The sequence below is a fragment of the Acinetobacter sp. ANC5681 genome (assembly GCF_023488045.1).
Lineage (GTDB): Bacteria > Pseudomonadota > Gammaproteobacteria > Pseudomonadales > Moraxellaceae > Acinetobacter.
Genome location: NZ_JAMFKZ010000007.1, coordinates 84,266 through 103,702 on the forward strand (window position 1 = coordinate 84,266; position 19,437 = coordinate 103,702).

Genomic DNA, 19,437 nt, shown 5'->3' on the forward strand with positions numbered 1-19,437 from the left:
TGTCTATAAAAGCTTTACCCGATTTGTTCAAATGTAAGGCATAATGTTATTAAGCGCAAATGTGCAGCGTCCCGAGTTGAGTATTGTGTCGTGAAAAATTCTAAAAAATCTATCATGCATGCCTTGAGCATGTCTATTTTGTTGGCGCTTAGTTCAACAAGTTATGCTGAGCTGGTTGTAAACAACAATCCAGCCTCTACAAGTGCGAATAGTTCTTCAGCTTCGTTAAATTGGTCTGCAAGTGATGCAAGCCAATTGATGCAAGATGATGATTCATTAGAGATCAGCCCGCAAGGTTCAACTTCGGTTACAACCACTTTACGAAGTGGTGGTTCTGCAAGTATTAGTTCATCTGCAACGCCACAAAAAAGCAGACAGATTCGAGATACCTCTTATTTCAGTAGCCAACCCGCTGTAAATGCACGTGCAGCCTTGGTGATGGATGCACAAACGGGCGAAGTACTGTTTAGTAAAAACAGTAATATGTCGGTACCGATTGCCTCAATTACCAAATTGATGACGGCTGTGATTACCGCAGATGCACGGCTGAATATGTCGGAAGAAATCACGCTACAGCAAATTGACTTTGCGGGTGCAGGTGGAAAGAATTCAAGTTCGACCTTGAAAGTAGGCGATACCATGAATCGAGCGGAACTTTTGTTATTCGCTTTGATGAAATCAGAAAATCCTGCTGCGGCAGCATTAGCAAGGACTTACCCAAGCGGACGTTCAGCATTTATTGCTGCAATGAATGCAAAAGCAAAACAATTAGGAATGACCTCAACCCGTTATGCAGAATCAACAGGTTTAGATCCTCATAATGTTTCTTCCGCACGTGATCTTGGTATTTTGGTGAGTGCTGCTTCTCAGTATGGCTTAATTCGTCAATTTTCCACCACGCCAACCTATGATTTTAATTTAGGTTATCGTGTGCTTAAGTCAAATAATACCAATGCCTTAGTGCGTAATGGTGGTTGGAATATTAATCTATCTAAAACAGGATATATCGGTGAGGCTGGGCGCTGTGTGGTCATGCATGCAACTGTTAATTCACGTCCTGCTGTAGTCGTGCTATTGGGGGCTTCAACTTCTCAAGCACGTACCAATGATGCAACCAACTTATTAACTTGGCTGAGTACTTTACCGAAAAGAATTTAATTGCTTACGAACGTAAAGCTCCTCATATGAGGAGCTTTTTTATATAACGTAACGACATTTTATGACGTAAAAAATGCTTTATCACTTTTATTTTGAGTAATTTTTGTTAGATTAGCATTTCAGACATTAATATTTATTTTGATTTCAAAAAAGCTAAAATTGGGGAAATAAGATGGCGACTTATGTGATTCGTGCCAAGTATTTTGGTTATAACGATGAAGTTTTCTACGTAGCTGGCAATCGTATTGCTAATGTTTTTGATAATAAGCAACAGGCTGAATTAGCTTATAAAAAACTTGAGATAGATGGAGCGCGTGATTTTGCATTATATGAAGTTGAATCTCTTTTTGATGCTGATGAAGCATTATTGCAGCAATTAGATGACTTCGTATATTCACGTTGTGGTGAACATATTTGCGAAGAAGGGGATATTTCTGACGATGTATTACCTGCAAGTTTAAGTGACGATGATACCTTTGAATTTATTCAGCTTGCTGGAATGCAAAAATTCCAATTGGTTGAATTCGAAAATGAAGTCAAGTTTTATGGTTTATGGTCTGTAAAAAAACAACAATGGGTGGAGGAGCATGATGAATGCTTTGCGGGTTTAATATATTCAGAAAGTTTAGATGCTTTTAAATCTAAAGTTGAGCATATTTTTGCTGATTATGATTATTCAGCAATTGAAATAAAAGGCAGCTTGGATGAACTTTCAGCCCAACCGATTTTATTGCAAGCAATGATTAGTACACAATCTGGTTTAAGTTATGATGAAGCAAAACAAACTCTTGTCATTGATGCTTGGCAAGATGAAGCATTGTATGCTGTGAATTCGCTATTGAAGCAACCTTTGTTTGAAATTAAAGAAATTAATCTAGAAGAAATTCAAAAAATTGAAAAAGACTTAGCAAAACAATACAGCTATGATGAAGATTATGAATATGAAGAATAAAATCATGTTCTAGTTAATAAAAAACCAGTTGCTTGCAACTGGTTTTTTATTACTAAAAATTTATTCTTACATATTTGAAAGAATAGAATCTTTAACTTGATTCATCGTTGCATCGATGGATAACATCACAGCATCCGCACATTGTTTGATTGCTGTATCTGGATCTTTCAAACCGTTACCTGTCACAGTACATACGATCACAGAACCTTCAGCAATTTTACCTGCTTTGATGTCACGAATAGCACCACCGATAGAAGCAGCAGAAGCTGGCTCTACGAAAACACCTTCATACATAGAAAGTAAGCGTTGAGCTTCAAGAATTTCGCTATCTTGAAGTTCATCAAACCAACCTTTCGAATCACGTACAACTGCTTTTGCATGATTCCAGCTTTGTGGGTTACCAATACGAATTGCCGTTGCGATCGTTTCTGGGCTTTCGACTGGAGCACCACGTAAGAATGGCGCTGCGCCAGAAGCTTGATAACCGACCATAGTCGGTAAACCTTCTGGTTTAGGGCCTGTGAATTGATCTGTTGCAGCATCATAGATAACGGATTCAAATTGATCAGCAGGTTGATTTGCAACTGCTTCGGTATAACCCATCCAGTGAGCCGTGATATTACCTGCATTACCAACTGGTAAGCAGTGATAGTCAGGTGCACGGCCCAATGCTTCTACAATTTCATAAGCAATCGTTTTTTGGCCTTGCAAACGGTAAGGGTTGATTGAGTTTACGATCGTCACAGGCGCTTGATCTGCAACTTCTTTTACGAGGCGCATACCATCATCAAAGTTACCACGGATTTGCATGGTGATCGCACCATACATCATCGCCTGAGCCATTTTACCCATTGCGATTTTGCCTTCAGGAATCAAAACGAATGCTTTGATTCCTGCACGTGCTGCATATGCTGCTGCTGCTGCAGAAGTATTTCCAGTAGATGCACAGATAATCGCTTTTGAACCTTCTTCAACAGCTTTTGTTACAGCCATCGTCATACCACGGTCTTTAAATGAACCTGTTGGGTTAAGACCTTCGTACTTCACATAGATTTCAACGTTTTTGCCAATAATACGTGGAATATTCTCAAGTTTAATAAGAGGAGTATTTCCTTCACCTAGAGAAATTGCACGTGTAGTTGCAGACACAGGTAAACGGTCACGATAACGATCTACAAGACCAGTATAACGATTGGCATTCGACATGATGGTGTTCCAATATGAGGTAGAGCTGGGAGAGGGAATGCATTTTCCCTCAACCTGATTAACTATCGAGCGATTCTAAACGAATTCTTACGATTTCGCCACGAATAGCTGGTAATGCTTGAATTTGAGCAAGTGCTTCATCCATTTTTGATTCAACAATTGGGTCTGTCAAAATCACGATAGGAATCAAATCTTTCAAGCGAGATTGCTGCATGATCGCATCGATGCTGATACCAGCACGGCTAAGGATGGTGGTTATATCAGCGAGTACGCCCGTTTGGTCTTCAGCATTTAAACGGATGTAGTATCCAGTCGTCATTTCTTCACGACTCAGGATAGGCATGTTCGTTAGTGCTTCAAACGCCAATTGTGGAATCGTTCCTGCACCATCTTCGGTATAAGAAATATCACGTACGATATCAATCACATCAGCAACAACTGCAGAAGCCGTTGGACCAGCACCAGCACCAGCACCATAGTAAAGCGTTGGGCCTACAGCATGTGCTTGTACCAATACTGCATTTTTAACACCGTTCACATTGGCAATCAGTTGTTCTGCTGGAATCAGTGTAGGATGAACACGTAACTCAATACCATTACTTGCACGACGTGCAATACCCAAATGTTTGATACGGAAGCCAAGTTCTTCAGCATATTTCACATCTTGTGCTGTAATTTTGCTAATGCCTTCTGTGTAGACCTTATCAAACTGTAATGGGATACCAAAAGCACATGACGCCAAGATAGTGAGTTTGTGCGCAGCATCAATGCCTTCTACATCAAAAGTTGGATCTGCTTCAGCATAACCGAGTTCTTGAGCTTCTTTGAGCACATCATCAAATGCACGGCCTTTTTCGCGCATTTCAGTCAGAATGAAGTTTCCTGTACCATTAATGATACCTGCAAGCCATTGAATATGGTTTGCAGCTAGACCTTCACGAATGACTTTAATAATTGGAATACCACCAGCAACCGCTGCTTCATAAGCGATTTGAACAGCATTATCTTCAGCTGCTTTAAACAACTCATTACCATGTTCTGCAAGTAGTGCTTTATTGGCAGTGACAACTTGCTTGCCATGTTTGATGGCTTCCATGATAACTTCATAGGCAGGATGAATACCGCCCATCACTTCGACTACGACATCAACATCAGGTTGACGTACGATGTCCATGAGATCATCACTTTGTTTGATCCCTTCGAGTTGTAAATCTGGACGTGGACGGCGTGTGCCTACATGTGTAATTTGAATTTCGCGACCGGTACGGCGTTTAATTTCAGCAGCATTTTCTTGTAATAATTTAAGGGCTCCACCACCTACAGTACCAAGACCGAGTATCGCCAGACGAACTGGTTTCACGTCACACTCCATTTTATTCAATCATTTTAATGAAGCTTGATCATAGCTAAAAAAGTGCGCAGACACTAGGGCTAAGATCATCTTTAATCTGTCGCCCGAGTCGTGGTGAGGTGGTGTAGAGAATGTTTTATTTTTCTAGGCGTTTAATGATTTCATCTGGAGTCATGTATCCACCTAAATAAACACCTTCAACATTATAAATTGCAGGTGTGCCATTCACGCCCATATTTAAGCCTAATTGATATTGATCACGAACTGGATTTTTACATTCTGCTGATGCAACTGGTAAGCCTTGCGCAGCTTGATCGAATGCAGCTTTACGATCTTGACTACACCAAATCGCTTGCATGGTTGGCATAAATTGCTCTCCACGTGGCCATGCGATGTAACGAACCTCAATGCCTTTCGCATTAATTTCGGCAAGATGTTCATGTAGTTTGTGACAATAAGGACAGCTTGAATCAGTGAATACATAAATGACGTGTTTCGCTTTACCCCCTTGTGCTGGATAAACAATTAAATCTTCAGTTTTGAGTGCTGCTAAATGCTTTTTATTTTCTGTAGCTTGTAAAGCTTCACTCACATTTTTTAATTGTTTTTCACCAAGACGAATGACATCACCTTGAATGATATATTGCCCATCACTGGTCGCATAAACTGATCCCATGCCTTCTAAGCTCACCCAAAATAAATTTGGAACCTCAGTTTTTTTAATGGCAAGAATTTTGGCATTAATATTGGCGGTTTTAAAATGTTTTTCTAAAGTAGAAACCAGACGTTGTTGTGCATTACGTTCATTTAAAGTTGATGCTTCACCCGTGGCTGGTGCACTCGCCGTCAGAGCATCAGGCTTTTGTGCTGAATTTTCTTTTGAACAAGCGCTGATCAAAAGTGTTGAGGTTAATGCACATGCAATGAACAACTGAGACCGAGTAAACAACATAAACAACCTTTCATACTGTATTTATAAGCTTGCCCAAGCATACCAAAAATTTAAATTGAGTTCGTTAAATCTTGCTGATGCCATGTGAATGAAATCATGTTGATTGATAAAAGGTAGTTTTATCCTCTTGGATGGTATTTGTTATGTAGTTCTTGCATCCGATGCTGAGCAACATGCGTGTAAATTTGAGTAGTTGATAAATCACTATGGCCAAGTAACATTTGCACAACACGTAAATCAGCACCATGATTGAGTAAATGTGTTGCAAACGCGTGTCGTAAGGTATGCGGGGATAGTTCAGCGAGAATATTCGCTTGTAGTGCATAACGTTTAATCGCATACCAAAAATTTTGCCGACTCATGATGCCGCCATGTTGCGTCAAAAATAAATAATCCGTACTACTTTTATAGAGCTGAGGTCGTGATTCGGCGAGATATTTTTCGATCCACTCACAAGCATGTTGTCCGAGAGGGACGAGGCGTTCTTTATTGCCTTTACCTGTAATACGAAGAAAACCCTGTTTGAGATTAATCAATTCCAAACGTAAATTAAGTAGTTCTGATACACGTAAGCCACAGGCATATAACACTTCAAACATTGCTCGGTCACGGAGACCAAGCGCCGTATTGACATCGGGTGCATTGATTAATGCTTCTACATCTTGTTCTGATAAATCTTTAGGTAAAGCACGTCCAATTTTAGGAGAACGATGGTTTGCAACGGGATTATCATCCCTGAGTTTCTGTTCTCTCAGAAATTTATAAAATTGACGTAAAGCAGACAAGCAACGTGCAATAGAGCGTGGGCTTTTGCCTGCTTTAGTGAGTGCAATTAATACATCAGCAATATCATCACTGGACCATTGCGTTAATGTCACATTTGGATGTAACTCATCACATTGAATAAGATCTGATAGATAGGCATTACGTGTATGTGGACTCACGGTTTGCGCCACTAAATAATCACGAAAACCGTGTAAAAAACTGAGATGTTCTGGAATTGTGACTGCAGTTGGAATACGAGGTTTTTTATTTAACATAATCAGAAAAGTCCTTCATTCAACTGCACTGTAAAAGAAAAATGAATTGTTGTCGATCTGTCACAGAAGCGAATGCCATTGAGATTGTTTTTGGTAATTATTCTCATTTGCCTGTATACTCTTGGAGAAAAGAGTTTAGGGTTAGAAGCGGTGCGATTGTCAGCATTAAAAGTCAAGCAAACGGCGATGATTACTAAAGTGAATCGCTTAGTCGATGATACCGAACAGCCAGACCTTGTGGCTATTCGTTTAGAGAGTTTAGGCTTTGTGCCTGGTACACAAGTACAGGTGATTACCAAAGGTATTTTTGGTGGCGATCCGATTCTAATCCAAATTGGTTTTACTCGTTTTGCATTACGTAAAACTGAAGCCGATAAAATTGAAATCCAATTTGAAGGAGCACCTGCATGAGTGATGCGTTACGTGTTGCCCTTGTGGGAAATCCAAACTGTGGTAAGACTTCTTTATTCAATCACTTAACTGGAACACGCCAGAAAGTTGCCAATTATGCAGGAGTCACCGTAGAGCGTAAGGTTGGACATTTTCAGTTGCCTTCAGGTCGAAATGTTCGAGTACTTGATTTGCCTGGAACATATAGTTTGCAAGCAACAAGCCCTGATGAAGAAATCACGCGTGATGTGTGTGAAGGTAAAATTGCTGAAGAAGGGCAGCAAGATGCATTTTTATGTGTTGTTGATGCGACTAATTTAAAGCTTCATCTCGGATTAGTGCTAGAAATTATTGAGTTAGGGCGTCCGATCCTTGTTGTGTTAAACATGATGGATGAAGCACGTCGCCGTGGAATTCAAATCAACACTCAAAAATTATCAGAGCGATTGGGCGTTCCCGTGGTTGAGACAGTCGCTGTGCGTAACTCAGGTATTGAGAACTTACTGCACGCATTAGATCAACAAAAATATACAGTGCCCCATACCGAACTCAGTGGTTTAACGGGTGAGCATCATCAAAAGATCCAAATTATTTTTAAAGATGTGGTGAACTTTGTTGATCAGGAAGATAAGCGAACCGATTTTCTCGACAAAATATTTTTGCATCCTGTATTGGGCTTATTAAGCCTTGCTGTGATGATGTTTATTGTGTTCCAAGCTGTATTTGCTTGGGCAGCTCCATTTATGGATGGGATTGAAAGCCTTTTCGGATGGTTAGGTACGACACTTGGTACCTATATTTCGCAGCCTTTGCTCCATAGTTTAGTCGTTGACGGGATTATTGCCGGTGCAGGTGGCGTTGTTGTGTTCTTGCCCCAAATTTTGATTCTGTTCTTCTTTATTTTAGTGTTGGAAGAGTCTGGGTATTTACCACGCGCAGCTTTTTTGCTCGACAAATTAATGTTTAAAGCAGGCCTCAGTGGTCGTGCGTTTATTCCGTTACTTTCAAGCTTTGCGTGTGCAGTGCCGGGTATTATGGCAACCCGTAGTATTAGTGATCCGCGTGATCGTTTTACCACGATTATGGTTGCACCATTAATGACTTGTTCAGCACGATTACCCGTCTATGCCTTATTGATTGCTGCTTTCATTCCAAGTCAAATGGTATGGGGGATTTTTAATCTACAAGGTTTGGTACTCTTTGGCTTATATATGTCGGGTATTGTCAGTGCTTTGTGTGTTTCGATTGTGATGAAATTTCTACAAAAAGATAAATCACAACATGCATTATTACTTGAGTTACCAAGTTATCGTATTCCTGATTTAAAAAGTGTCGGGATTGGATTATTAGATCGCGCCAAAATCTTCTTAAAACGTGTGGGTGGAATTATTTTTGCTCTTTCGATTTTACTTTGGTTCCTATGTACTTTCCCGCAAGCACCAGATGGTGCGACACAGCCTGCAATTGATTATAGCTTTGCAGGAATGTTAGGTCACTTGATACAACCAATTTTTGCCCCAATTGGTTTCAACTGGCAGATTTGTATTGCATTGATTCCAGCGATGGCAGCACGTGAAGTAGTCGTTGCAGCATTGGGTACGGTCTATGCTTTATCTGGCGCTGATGATGATGCAGTGGCACAAGGTTTATCACATTTAATCAGTATGGATGGCACGGGTTGGTCATTGGCTACAGGTTTATCTTTATTGGTCTGGTTTATTTATGCGCCACATTGTTTGGCAACCTTAGCAACGGTACGCCGTGAGACGGGTTCATGGAAATATGTCGCAATCATGGCAACGTATTTGTTCGGCTTAGCTTATCTAATGTCTTTTTTCACCTACCAAATTGCATCACGCATTTGGGGCTAAAAGGAGTCGCATATGTTTGAGTATTTGATTGTTGCTGTATTAGTGTTATGGAGTGCTTTTGTCGTTTTTAAGAAAGTATTCCCTAAAACCGCAAGTTCAAGCTTTCTTAGCTTATCGAATCTCTGTCAGCGTTTGGGTTGGTACCGTTTGGCAACATGGTTAAAACCTAAAATTGTGGTGGGTTGTGGCGGAGGTTGCGGCTGTGCTGTCGATGATAACAATGAACCCAAGAAACAGGAAATCATTCAAGCGGTCAAATGGCGTTAAAAGATAATGATTGCTCATATTCTAGGGTATGGGCAATTTTTTAATAATCAAAGAACTAAAATAAAGAGTCACAGAATGAATCAACTAGAAAATATAGAAATAAAAGTATTGAGCCTTAGACATAAGTTAATTTTGTTTGGTTTCATCGTGTTGCTGAATATTTTTGCTATTCTGAATTGGTCGGAAACTCATCATTTAAAAGCAATTTTATCTTGCTTAGGTTCTAATCTCTGTTTTATGTATTTATGGTTAAGACCTGAGATTATTCATTTTCAGCTACGAAATGCCACAGCCAAGAAAATTGATGGGATAATGTATGTTGCGATCATCTTATGGGTATTTTCTTATTTTATTCCTAATTAATTGGGAATGGTGAGCATTTTAGTCAAAGCCCTACAGAGAACGATTGTTGTTGTCACTGCGTTATCTTTCTTCATTCAGAATGACTAAATCTCGCGAAACGTATTTTTATCTAAAAATTTTGCGCTATACGGCTCATATCACAAATATCTTTTGAATGTGAACAATTCCCTATACAAGATATAGATTCACTTTTACGCACTGACACAAAAAAGCCTGAATAAAACGAAAACTGAAAAAGCATTTAAAACAGTAAAGTGCTAACATTTTTGCCATTCTGTAATCTGCAAAAAAATGGGGCAAAAATGTTAATACAACGTGGTGGATTAAAAGTTGTAGCTGGCTTAGGGATTTCGGGAGTGTCAGCAGTCAACTTCCTACATGAACAAGGCTACCAAGTTGCAGTAACGGATTCTCGGGAAACACCGCCAGGGCATGATCAAATTCCTACCGGTGTTCGTACCAGTTTTGGAAAGTTGGATACAGAACTTTTATTACAAGCAGAAGAAATTATTCTTAGTCCAGGACTTGCGCCGCAATTGCCAGAAATTCAACAAGCAATTGAACAAGGTATTCCTGTTGTTGGTGATATTCAAATACTACGTCGTGCTACTGAAGTTCCAATTGTTGCAATTACAGGATCAAATGCAAAAAGCACAGTAACGACGCTGATTGGGTTAATGGCACAAGAAGCTGGTCGAAAAGTCGCTGTAGGCGGGAATTTAGGACGTCCTGCATTAGATTTGCTCAAAGATAAGCCAGAGTTAATTGTTTTAGAGTTATCTAGTTTTCAGTTAGAAACAACCTCAAATTTAAATGCAGAAGTCGCAGTTGTTTTGAATATGAGTGAAGATCATTTAGATCGTCATGGTGATATGCTCGGTTATCACAAGGCCAAACATCGAATCTTCCAAGGCGTGAAAAAAGTGGTGTATAACCGCGATGACAATTTGAGTCGTCCGCTTGTACCTGATGTTACACCAATGCAAAGTTTTGGTTTGAATGCACCTGATTTAAATCAATATGGCGTGCTTCGTGATGCTGATGGCACGATGTGGTTAGCGCGTGGCAGGGCACGTTTGATGAAAACCTCTGATATGTATATTCAAGGTATGCACAATGTTGCTAATGCACTCGCATGTTTGGCGCTGGGTGAGGCGATTGGTTTAGATACTGAATCCATGTTGGAAACACTTAAGCACTTTAAAGGTTTAGAGCATCGCTGTGAATATGTGAAAACAGTTTCTGGGGTGCGTTACTATAATGACTCTAAAGGAACCAATGTAGGTGCAACCCTTGCTGCAATTGATGGTTTAGGTGCTGCTATTGAAGTGAAACATGGCAAACTAGCATTAATTCTAGGGGGACAAGGTAAAGGTCAGGATTTCAAACCATTACGAGATGCGATTCAAAAATATGTAAAATCAGCGATTCTGATTGGTGAAGATGCAGCTGTGATTGAACAAGCTATTCAAGGTACCACTGTAATCCAACACGCAACGAGTTTATCGGAAGCTGTAGCTCTCGCACAGAAATATACTCAGGCTGAAGATGTCGTTTTACTATCACCAGCTTGTGCAAGCTTTGATATGTTTAAAAGTTATAATGATCGTGGACATCAATTCGTGGCATGTGTAAATGCCCTGAATGAAAATAAAAATTAGGAACTGATCTATGGCTGATTTAGCCCAAAATACGGTACAAAAGATTTCACAATTATTGAGTCGGTTGCCCAAGCTTCCTGCGGAAATGACAGCACGTAATATTCTCATTTTTTGCGTCATTTCTTTGCTGTGTTTCGGTTCGGTCATGGTGGCATCCGCATCGATGCCATATGCCGAATATATTCATGAGAATCCATTTTATTTCTTAATTCGTCATGGAATTTCGATTGTTGTTGCTGCTGTGGTGGCATTCTTAACCTATAGAGTTTCCTTGAACTTATGGTTTAAAAATGCTTTTCCATTATGGCTTGTGACGATGGTACTACTATTGGCAGTGTTGGTCGTTGGTTCGGAAGTAAACGGTTCACATCGTTGGATTAAGCTCGGTGGTTTTACTTTACAACCGACGGAAATTGCGAAAATCGTAATGGCAATTTTTACCGCTGACTATGTTGTTCGCCGTGCTAAAGAAGTTCGAACGCATTGGAAAGGCTTATTGCGACTAAGTGGCGTCATGGCTTTGACAGTTGGATTTATTGTTGCAGAGCCCGATCTCGGTGCAACGGTTGTTATTGTCCTCATGATGGTTGGTGTGTTTTTCTTGGCAGGTGCACCAGCAACACAATTCCTAATTATGTTAGGAGCAATCCTTGCAGGGATTACGGCACTTATTTTATTTGAACCATTCCGTTTCCAGCGTTTAATTTCCTTTACGAATCCTTGGGCTGACCCATTAGGTGTCGGTTATCAGTTATCAAATGCGTTGATGGCATTTGGACGTGGAGAATGGATTGGAACGGGTTTAGGACACAGCGTACAAAAGCTTTCCTATCTTCCAGAGGCGCATACAGACTTTATGTTAGCGGTTCTTGGCGAAGAATTTGGCTTTGTTGGCGTCACCTTGGTGATGGTATTGTCCTTTACGATGTTAGCGTGCTGTATTCGAATAGCACATCGTGCTCTGCAACATAACTACTTACGCGCAGGTTATTTAGCATATGGCATTAGTATTATTTTTCTGATGCAAATTTTGGTAAATGCTGGCATGAATATGGGCTTAATGCCGACTAAAGGTTTGACTTTGCCGTTTATTAGTTATGGTGGTACATCGTTGATGATGTGTGCAGCCATGATCAGTTTGATTTTGAAAATTGATGCATCAACGCAAGAGTTAAATCCTGTGAAAGAAGAATCAAACTTCTAGTCAATCAAGCCTAAAAGTTTTACAGAAGCCCTTTGCCATGCCTAGGGCTTTTTTATTGCCTATAGGTATATTCCAGCCAAATGAATGCCTTTTGGAATTAAAGCAATATTCCATTGTTGCACCGCTTGTTTGAGCATGATTCGGGGCTGGTCAAGTTCAATATCAGGCTGACCTAGCGCTAAAATCGCCTGCTGTAGCAGTTCTGGAGCTTTAGAAGTGTCTAATGCTCGCGCCATATTCTGCTTTGACAGTTTTTGTCCCTGATCATTCATGGCAAGCGGGAGGTGCATATAACTCAAAGTCGGATAGTTTAGCAGCGAACCGAGCCAGATTTGGCGAGTGGTATTATCCAGTAAATCTGCACCACGAACCACATGGGTAATCCCCTGTAAATAATCATCGACCACGACAGCCAATTGGTAGCTAATAATGTCATCTCGACGTTTTAGGACAAAATCGCCGAGATCATGTTGCAAGTTTGAGCATTGTTTGCCTTGTAAACGATCATTAAAACAAATGAGCTGATCAGCGACCTTAAGACGAATCGCCTGCTGGCTGAAATCAAGATGGAGGTCACGACAAGTACCTGTATAGATATGATTGGAACCCAGCATTTTACGTGTACATTGACAGGCATAAACCGCCTGAATTTGTTTAAGCTGTTCAAGCACCTGTTCATAAATCTCTAAACGATCTTTTTGGCAAATAATTTCTGCATCGGGTTCAAATTCAAAGGCATCAATACAAGATCGGATATGGTTTTCACTATTGGGATAGATACGAGGAATATCGGTATCTTCAATTCGAACTAGCCATTTGCCGTGGTTGGCTTTGGCATCACAGTAACTTGCGACTGCGGTGAGTAGGGAGCCAAAATGCAATGGGCCAGTTGGAGAGGGGGCAAATCGTCCGATGTAAGGCATAAAGATTTTATGGTTGTGTATTTCAATCCTTCTCCAGTCCCTCCTATAAAGGAGGGGAAATACTCGAATATCATAAATCTTTCAATTCGTAGTATTCCTCCCTTTTCAAAGGGAGGTTGGGAGGGATTATTAACCGTTATTTTGCTTTTCTTTGATTTCAGCCAAAGTCTTGCAATCGATACATAAAGTCGCTGTTGGACGTGCTTCTAAACGGCGTAAGCCAATTTCGATACCACAGGTTTCACAGAAACCGTAATCTTCGTTTTGAATTGTTTCAAGTGATTGTTCGATTTTACGAATGAGTTTGCGCTCACGGTCACGTGTACGTAATTCAATCGCAAATTCTTCTTCTTGCGTTGCTCTGTCGTTGACGTCAGGAAGAGCAGTTGACTCATCTTGCATTGTGTTCAATGTACGATCAACTTCAGACATTAACTCAGCTTTCCATGCATTTAAAATTTGGCGGAAATGCTCAAGCTGTCCTTCAGACATATATTCTTCATTTTTCTTCGGCTGATAAGGTGCAATTCCAAATAAGCTGGCAGTTGTACCACCTTCTGAAGCTTTTGGTTTGGTTTTACGTACGCGTTTCACAGCCGATTTTTGATCGTCGATCACTTCTGTCTGTTCGTCCAAGACTTGATTTTGGTTGTCATTCGCCATATAGGGCATTCCTCATCTTACACGTACTATCTATACGCAAAAAATATGGTGATATGCAAGTGTTTTTATAGAAACCTAAGATGGTTTTTCCCATCAAGGGTCGACATCATATAGAGTTTTTCAGCAAGATGGTAGTCATTCCCGTCCAGATTTTGTGAGAAAACGAGAATGTAATTTGTAATCAAAAGTTTAGTCATATCCCAAGACTTCAGAGCTATTCATTCGCTGTGAAGTTGATAAACGATAGACCTGAGTTTCGATTTCTCCGTTTGCTTTGAGTTTAATAAAGCGGTAACCCGGATGTTCTTCATCAAGTGCGAACTTATCACTTTTAGGTTTGAATTGTATGCAGGTTGATGGCGTTGATAAAAATTGAATATCTTGCCATGTGTTAATAGAATCTTGGTGGACATGACCACAGATGATGGCTTTGATATTTGAAAAAGGTTGAATGGTTTCGAGTAAATCAGATGAGTTCTTTAGTTTATGTTGATCAATCCAAGCAGATTCCATCGCAAAAGGATGGTGATGGCAGGCAATCATAATATGACGATCATGATGTTTTTTTAATAATTCTGTTAATTGTTCAAGGCCAGCCTCTGCAATTTTGCCATCAATTCTTGTTGGCTGTGCACTATTGAGTAAGATAATGCTCCAATCGCCAATTTCTACGACAGTAGGTTGATGCGGATCTGCTCCATGAAAAGGGAAGTGAGATACATCATCATGATTGCCAGGCGTCTGAAAAAAGGGAATACCTATACTCTGCATATGCTTAAGATAGCGATCATAAGTCACAGTTGTTGGGTTTTGTGCTAAATCTCCAGTATGCACAATCATATCGATCTGCGGATGTTGTTGGCGCATCAAGTCAATTACTGCATGAAAGCTTTGTTCAGGGTGCATCCCGACAAACTCTAAATGCGGATACTCCAATAAATGAGTATCAGTAATTTGTATTATCACAAAATCTTTTTGTGATAATTTTGAGACTTGAAAAGTCACCGTCTTATCCCCTTTCAGATTTATTGTCGTTGTATATGTTGACTAAGCCATTGTAATGCCATGATGACAGGGGCATTCTTCAAGCGATTATTTTTGAATAACATGGTGATTTCAGCGTAATCAAACAAATGGAGTTGAATATCTTCTCCTTCATCTGGAACGCCAAAGATGCCACCACTGCTTGGTAAATCAACTTCTGCAGCATATAAATGAAAAAACTCAGCGCATGCACCAGCAGAAGGATAAAAACTGAATAAATGCTGCAATTCATTAATTTCGCAGCCTGATTCTTCTAGACTTTCACGACGAATACAGGTTTCTGGAGATTCATTTCCATCCAGTACACCCGCAATGATCTCAAGTTGCCATGCTGACTCGGAGTCATTTAATGCACCAACTCGGAATTGTTCAATAAGTGCGAAACGTTGTTGCTGATTGTTATAAAGTAAAACGCCAGCAGCTTCTGGACGATGTATAAGTTCACGCTGAATAATTGGTGAATATTCAGATCGATGAAATAGTCGGTGCGTAAGATTCACTTTCTCAACTTGAATGAATCCTCGGAATAAAAACTCCCGAGATTCTATCGTAACGTCGGATGCTGAATAGCTGGCGTGGTCAAGAATATTCATCTTCAATCAGGATGAGATTGTACATATCTCATCCTAACCGAGATTGATTCGTGGGCAAATCTTTTTTTAGTCGATTTACAGCTTGTGGTACAATTTTAGACCATGTTCCTGATAAGCGGTTTTCATTGCATTGAGACCTGCTTCAACATCCTTTTCAGCATCATTTGATTGCTTGGCATTGTGCTGATTTTGTGCATAATCTCGCACATTCTGCGTGATTTTCATCGAGCAAAATTTTGGTCCGCACATAGAACAGAAATGTGCAGATTTGTGTGCTTCTTTGGGTAAAGTCTCATCGTGCATGCTGCGTGCTGTATCAGGGTCTAAGCTGAGGTTGAACTGGTCATCCCATCGGAATTCGAAACGTGCTTTCGACAATGCATTATCACGAACTTGAGCACCCGGATGACCTTTGGCTAAGTCTGCTGCATGTGCTGCAATTTTATAAGTGATAATGCCGTCTTTGACGTCTTTTTTGTTTGGTAAACCTAAGTGCTCTTTCGGTGTGACATAACAGAGCATTGCAGTACCGTACCAGCCGATCATTGCAGCACCAATTGCAGAGGTAATATGATCATAACCCGGTGCGATATCAGTGGTGAGTGGACCAAGTGTGTAGAAAGGTGCTTCTTTACATACTTCAAGTTGTAGATCCATATTTTCTTTAATCATATGCATAGGCACATGACCGGGACCTTCAATCATCACCTGAACATCATGTTCCCAAGCACGGTGTGTCAATTCACCTAAGGTTTTAAGCTCACTGAATTGAGCCTCATCATTTGCATCTTGAATACAGCCTGGACGTAAACCATCACCTAAGCTAAATGAAACGTCATAGGCTTTCATGATTTCACAGATTTCATCGAAATGCGTATACAAGAAGTTTTCTTGATGATGCGCAAGACACCATTGCGCCATAATTGAACCGCCACGAGACACAATACCGGTGAGACGATTTGCGGTCATAGGCACATAGCGTAATAACACACCTGCGTGAATAGTGAAATAATCGACGCCTTGTTCAGCTTGCTCAATCAACGTGTCCTTAAAGATTTCCCATGTGAGGTCTTCGGCTACACCATCGACTTTTTCCAGAGCCTGATAGATTGGTACTGTGCCGATTGGAACAGGTGAGTTGCGGATAATCCATTCACGGGTCTCATGGATGTTTTTCCCTGTCGATAGGTCCATGATCGTGTCGGCGCCCCAACGCGTTGCCCATGTCATTTTAGCAACTTCTTCATCAATCGATGAACCTAGAGCGGAGTTCCCAATATTGGCATTAATTTTTACTAAAAAGTTGCGACCAATGATCATTGGTTCAATTTCAGGATGATTAATGTTGGCAGGAATAATTGCACGACCTGCGGCAACTTCTTGACGCACGAATTCAGGTGTAATTTCTCTTAAATTCTGAGCACCAAAGTTTTGTCCTGCATGCTGACGCATGTCTACGCCGTCACCTTGGCGTTGATTTTCACGAATTGCAATATATTCCATTTCAGGCGTAATAATGCCCTGTTTCGCATAATGCATTTGCGTAACATTTTTCCCTGCCTTAGCTCGACGAGGGTTTTGAATATGAGCAAAACGAATGTCAGCAGTACGAATATCTTTTAAGCGAGCCTGACCAAAATCAGAACTTAAACTTGAGAGTACATCGGTATCATCACGTTCTTCAATCCAAGTTTGGCGGACAGAAGGTAGACCTTGATTTAAATCAATTTGGACATCAGGATCGGTATAAACACCCGATGTGTCATAAACCATAACAGGAGGATTATATTCACCCCCTAAACCTGTCGGCGTTTCTGTCAAGCTAATTTCGCGAAATGGAACTTGGATATCGGGGCGAGAACCTTCAACATAAACCTTGCGTGAAGCAGGTAAAATACGGGTTAAATCTTTAGCATCTTGCTCATGTTGAGCAGAAATATCAGCAGAGGGAAGATTCGTTAATTGGTTCATGGCATGATCCTTATGTATTACATTAACGAATCAAGCACGAGCAAAAACGATAGCGCATTTATCTCTTTGATAAATAAAGGCGAGGCTTTTGTTGGGCTTGATTCCTACGCAGGTGTTAACCTGATCAGGTTCAACGGTACTCATCTTTAAATCTTGCGATTAAGATAATCTCAGCAGTTAATTAACTGCGCTCCGTCAAGCTAGGTATTTAGACTAACAGATTTTTAGATTTTTGTTTTATCAATTCGCAGCAATCGACTTTTGGCTCAGCTATGTTATTGTCATAAAAGTTTCATCATTGCTGTGTTTTAATCACCAATCATTTTTCCATGTGTCTAGTGGAGGCATACTGTGAGTCCAAGTAATCCTGTGTTAAGTCACCATATTTCTTCACAATTTAATGAAGACTTACAAGATGTACATACCAAATTTATGACCATGGGTGGCTTAGTAGAGCAGCAGGTTGCAAATGCAATTCATGCTTTATTAGACACAGATGAAAATTTGGCGATTGATGTTCAATTTAAAGATAATGTTGTTAATCAATATGAGCGTGATATTGATGAAGGTTTGACCTTGATTCTCGCCCGCCGTCATCCTGCTGCAATTGATTTGCGTATGGTCATTGCGATGAGCAAAGCAAATACAGATTTAGAGCGGATTGGTGACGAAGCTTCAAAAATTGCTCGTATTGCGCAAAATTTATGTGAAGAAGGTGAGTCTCCACGCGGTTATATGGAAACACGCCATATTGGTAACCAAGTGCGTGTTATGATTCATGATGCTTTGGATGCTTTCGCGCGTTTAGATGTTGATCAGGCTTTAAAAGTGGTGATGGCAGACGTGGATATTGATCGTGAATATCAGTCTGCAACACGAACTTTGATGACCTACATGATTGAAGACCCACGCCATATTACTCGTGTGATTAATGTGATGTGGGTATTGCGTTCGCTTGAGCGAATTGGCGATCATGCCCGTAATATTTCAGAGCAAGTTATTTATATGGCAAAAGGTATGGATGTACGTCATACCAGTATTGAAGAAATTGAACAAAAAGTGAATCAAAAATAATCACCAAATAAAGATTCAAAGCTGCTACATAATGAGCAGCTTTTTTTATTGCCATACGTTGCATAAAGTCATCGGAAATGAAGTAATCATTAGGTGAATTTTAAGAGTAGTCATCCAATAATTTCTCAAAATCCTAAGGCATTTTTTATTGTGGGGTTAGCGTAATTTGAATAACGTTGCTGGGCAATTGATTGACCTAATATAACCGTGAATATGATTTTTATATAAATTGATATCATACAAATAAAAAAATCCCAGACTTCGGGGGAAAGTCTGGGAGAGAAATATTATGTGTTACTTGAGATATCGAACTATCTCTTTTTGCTTCTGGTATTCAATATAAGCGGAGAGTGTTAATCTGTCATGTAGACAACTGTGTATACTCTGTAAACCTTTATTACTTATGTAAATGTCACGTAAAAAGAGAGCTATATTTAGCTCTCTTTTATTCAGTGGTGTTAGTTGAAACGATTTACTTTTGTTCCGTCCAACCTTCTGCTTTTTCAACACTTTCGTCATTGTTGAAGAACTTCTCGCGTTGCTCTTCAAGAAACTTCTTCGCATCGGGTTCAAATACATTGAGGCGTTTTTCGTTAATGAGCGTGGTTTGGTGTTTTAACCATTCTTGCCAAGCCTGTTTTGAAACCGTCTCAAAGAATTCTTGACCTTTTGCACCTGGGAATGGTGCAAAGTCTAAACCTTCAAGCTCTTGTTTATATTTGCGGCAAAATACTTGTCTCGTCATGATTTATCC

19 protein-coding genes and 1 riboswitch are annotated in these 19,437 nt (G+C 40.1%); of the genes, 9 read left to right on the forward strand and 10 right to left on the reverse strand.

Annotation, left to right across the window (positions count from 1 at the left end):
* Positions 1-90: 90 nt before the first annotated feature.
* Together pbpG and M5121_RS06445 are read left to right on the forward strand one after the other, a co-directional pair.
* The gene (gene pbpG / locus M5121_RS06440) at positions 91-1,158 is read left to right on the forward strand and encodes a D-alanyl-D-alanine endopeptidase PBP7/8 (protein ID WP_249570673.1); all 1,068 of its coding nucleotides are present in this window, start codon (positions 91-93) and stop codon (positions 1,156-1,158) included.
* A gap of 172 nt (positions 1,159-1,330) precedes the next feature.
* Positions 1,331-2,110 (forward strand): hypothetical protein, encoded by a 780-nt coding sequence (locus M5121_RS06445; protein WP_249570674.1) that lies wholly within the window; start codon positions 1,331-1,333, stop codon positions 2,108-2,110.
* A gap of 66 nt (positions 2,111-2,176) precedes the next feature.
* On the opposite strand, the gene thrC is transcribed toward M5121_RS06445, so the two are convergent.
* The 4 genes from thrC to xerD form a co-directional block, all read right to left on the reverse strand.
* Positions 2,177-3,316: a threonine synthase gene (thrC, locus tag M5121_RS06450; RefSeq protein WP_249570675.1), complete on the reverse strand. Its 1,140-nt coding sequence runs from the start codon at positions 3,314-3,316 to the stop codon at positions 2,177-2,179.
* A 58-nt stretch (positions 3,317-3,374) separates the two neighbouring features.
* On the reverse strand, positions 3,375-4,676 hold the full coding sequence (locus tag M5121_RS06455; protein ID WP_005163149.1) for a homoserine dehydrogenase: 1,302 nt from the start codon (positions 4,674-4,676) through the stop codon (positions 3,375-3,377).
* A gap of 127 nt (positions 4,677-4,803) precedes the next feature.
* Entirely contained in the window at positions 4,804-5,619 is an 816-nt protein-coding gene (locus M5121_RS06460) for a DsbC family protein (protein ID WP_005163146.1), read from the reverse strand.
* A 119-nt stretch (positions 5,620-5,738) separates the two neighbouring features.
* The gene (gene xerD, locus M5121_RS06465; RefSeq protein WP_178883043.1) at positions 5,739-6,659 is read right to left on the reverse strand and encodes a site-specific tyrosine recombinase XerD; all 921 of its coding nucleotides are present in this window, start codon (positions 6,657-6,659) and stop codon (positions 5,739-5,741) included.
* Between the two features lie 150 nt (positions 6,660-6,809).
* On the opposite strand from xerD, the gene M5121_RS06470 reads away from it, so the two are divergent.
* The 6 genes from M5121_RS06470 to ftsW all read left to right on the forward strand — a co-directional run bounded on the left by M5121_RS06470 (position 6,810) and on the right by ftsW (position 12,415).
* Positions 6,810-7,070 (forward strand): FeoA family protein, encoded by a 261-nt coding sequence (locus M5121_RS06470; RefSeq protein ID WP_034600743.1) that lies wholly within the window; start codon positions 6,810-6,812, stop codon positions 7,068-7,070.
* The gene (feoB, locus tag M5121_RS06475) at positions 7,067-8,920 is read left to right on the forward strand and encodes a ferrous iron transporter B (protein ID WP_249570676.1); all 1,854 of its coding nucleotides are present in this window, start codon (positions 7,067-7,069) and stop codon (positions 8,918-8,920) included. The genes M5121_RS06470 and feoB overlap by 4 nt, the downstream gene beginning before the upstream one ends.
* Before the next feature lie 12 nt (positions 8,921-8,932).
* Entirely contained in the window at positions 8,933-9,187 is a 255-nt protein-coding gene (locus M5121_RS06480) for a DUF6587 family protein (protein WP_249570677.1), read from the forward strand.
* A gap of 75 nt (positions 9,188-9,262) precedes the next feature.
* Entirely contained in the window at positions 9,263-9,550 is a 288-nt protein-coding gene (locus M5121_RS06485) for a hypothetical protein (RefSeq protein WP_087536563.1), read from the forward strand.
* A gap of 302 nt (positions 9,551-9,852) precedes the next feature.
* The gene (gene murD, locus M5121_RS06490; RefSeq protein ID WP_005163127.1) at positions 9,853-11,211 is read left to right on the forward strand and encodes a UDP-N-acetylmuramoyl-L-alanine--D-glutamate ligase; all 1,359 of its coding nucleotides are present in this window, start codon (positions 9,853-9,855) and stop codon (positions 11,209-11,211) included.
* A 10-nt stretch (positions 11,212-11,221) separates the two neighbouring features.
* The gene (gene ftsW / locus M5121_RS06495) at positions 11,222-12,415 is read left to right on the forward strand and encodes a putative lipid II flippase FtsW (protein WP_249570678.1); all 1,194 of its coding nucleotides are present in this window, start codon (positions 11,222-11,224) and stop codon (positions 12,413-12,415) included.
* Positions 12,416-12,474: 59 nt separating this feature from the next.
* Here the strand turns inward: ftsW and gluQRS are convergent, their stop codons facing one another.
* The 5 genes from gluQRS to thiC form a co-directional block, all read right to left on the reverse strand.
* Positions 12,475-13,338, reverse strand: coding sequence for a tRNA glutamyl-Q(34) synthetase GluQRS (gene gluQRS / locus M5121_RS06500; RefSeq protein ID WP_249570679.1), 864 nt, complete (start codon positions 13,336-13,338; stop codon positions 12,475-12,477).
* A gap of 129 nt (positions 13,339-13,467) precedes the next feature.
* Positions 13,468-14,001: an RNA polymerase-binding protein DksA gene (dksA, locus tag M5121_RS06505; RefSeq protein ID WP_005163120.1), complete on the reverse strand. Its 534-nt coding sequence runs from the start codon at positions 13,999-14,001 to the stop codon at positions 13,468-13,470.
* Positions 14,002-14,190: 189 nt separating this feature from the next.
* Positions 14,191-15,006, reverse strand: a complete 816-nt coding sequence (cpdA, locus tag M5121_RS06510) for a 3',5'-cyclic-AMP phosphodiesterase (RefSeq protein WP_249570680.1) — start codon at positions 15,004-15,006, stop codon at positions 14,191-14,193.
* A 20-nt stretch (positions 15,007-15,026) separates the two neighbouring features.
* Positions 15,027-15,638, reverse strand: a complete 612-nt coding sequence (locus M5121_RS06515; RefSeq protein ID WP_005163115.1) for an NUDIX domain-containing protein — start codon at positions 15,636-15,638, stop codon at positions 15,027-15,029.
* Positions 15,639-15,713: 75 nt separating this feature from the next.
* Positions 15,714-17,609, reverse strand: a complete 1,896-nt coding sequence (gene thiC / locus M5121_RS06520; RefSeq protein WP_087536548.1) for a phosphomethylpyrimidine synthase ThiC — start codon at positions 17,607-17,609, stop codon at positions 15,714-15,716.
* 84 nt (positions 17,610-17,693) lie between these two features.
* A riboswitch (TPP riboswitch) is annotated at positions 17,694-17,814 on the reverse strand.
* A 146-nt stretch (positions 17,815-17,960) separates the two neighbouring features.
* Here thiC and phoU point away from each other — a divergent pair.
* Entirely contained in the window at positions 17,961-18,683 is a 723-nt protein-coding gene (phoU, locus tag M5121_RS06525) for a phosphate signaling complex protein PhoU (RefSeq protein ID WP_087536549.1), read from the forward strand.
* Positions 18,684-19,155: 472 nt separating this feature from the next.
* On the opposite strand, the gene M5121_RS06530 is transcribed toward phoU, so the two are convergent.
* Positions 19,156-19,428: an oxidative damage protection protein gene (locus M5121_RS06530; RefSeq protein WP_004773983.1), complete on the reverse strand. Its 273-nt coding sequence runs from the start codon at positions 19,426-19,428 to the stop codon at positions 19,156-19,158.
* Positions 19,429-19,437 lie beyond the last annotated feature (9 nt).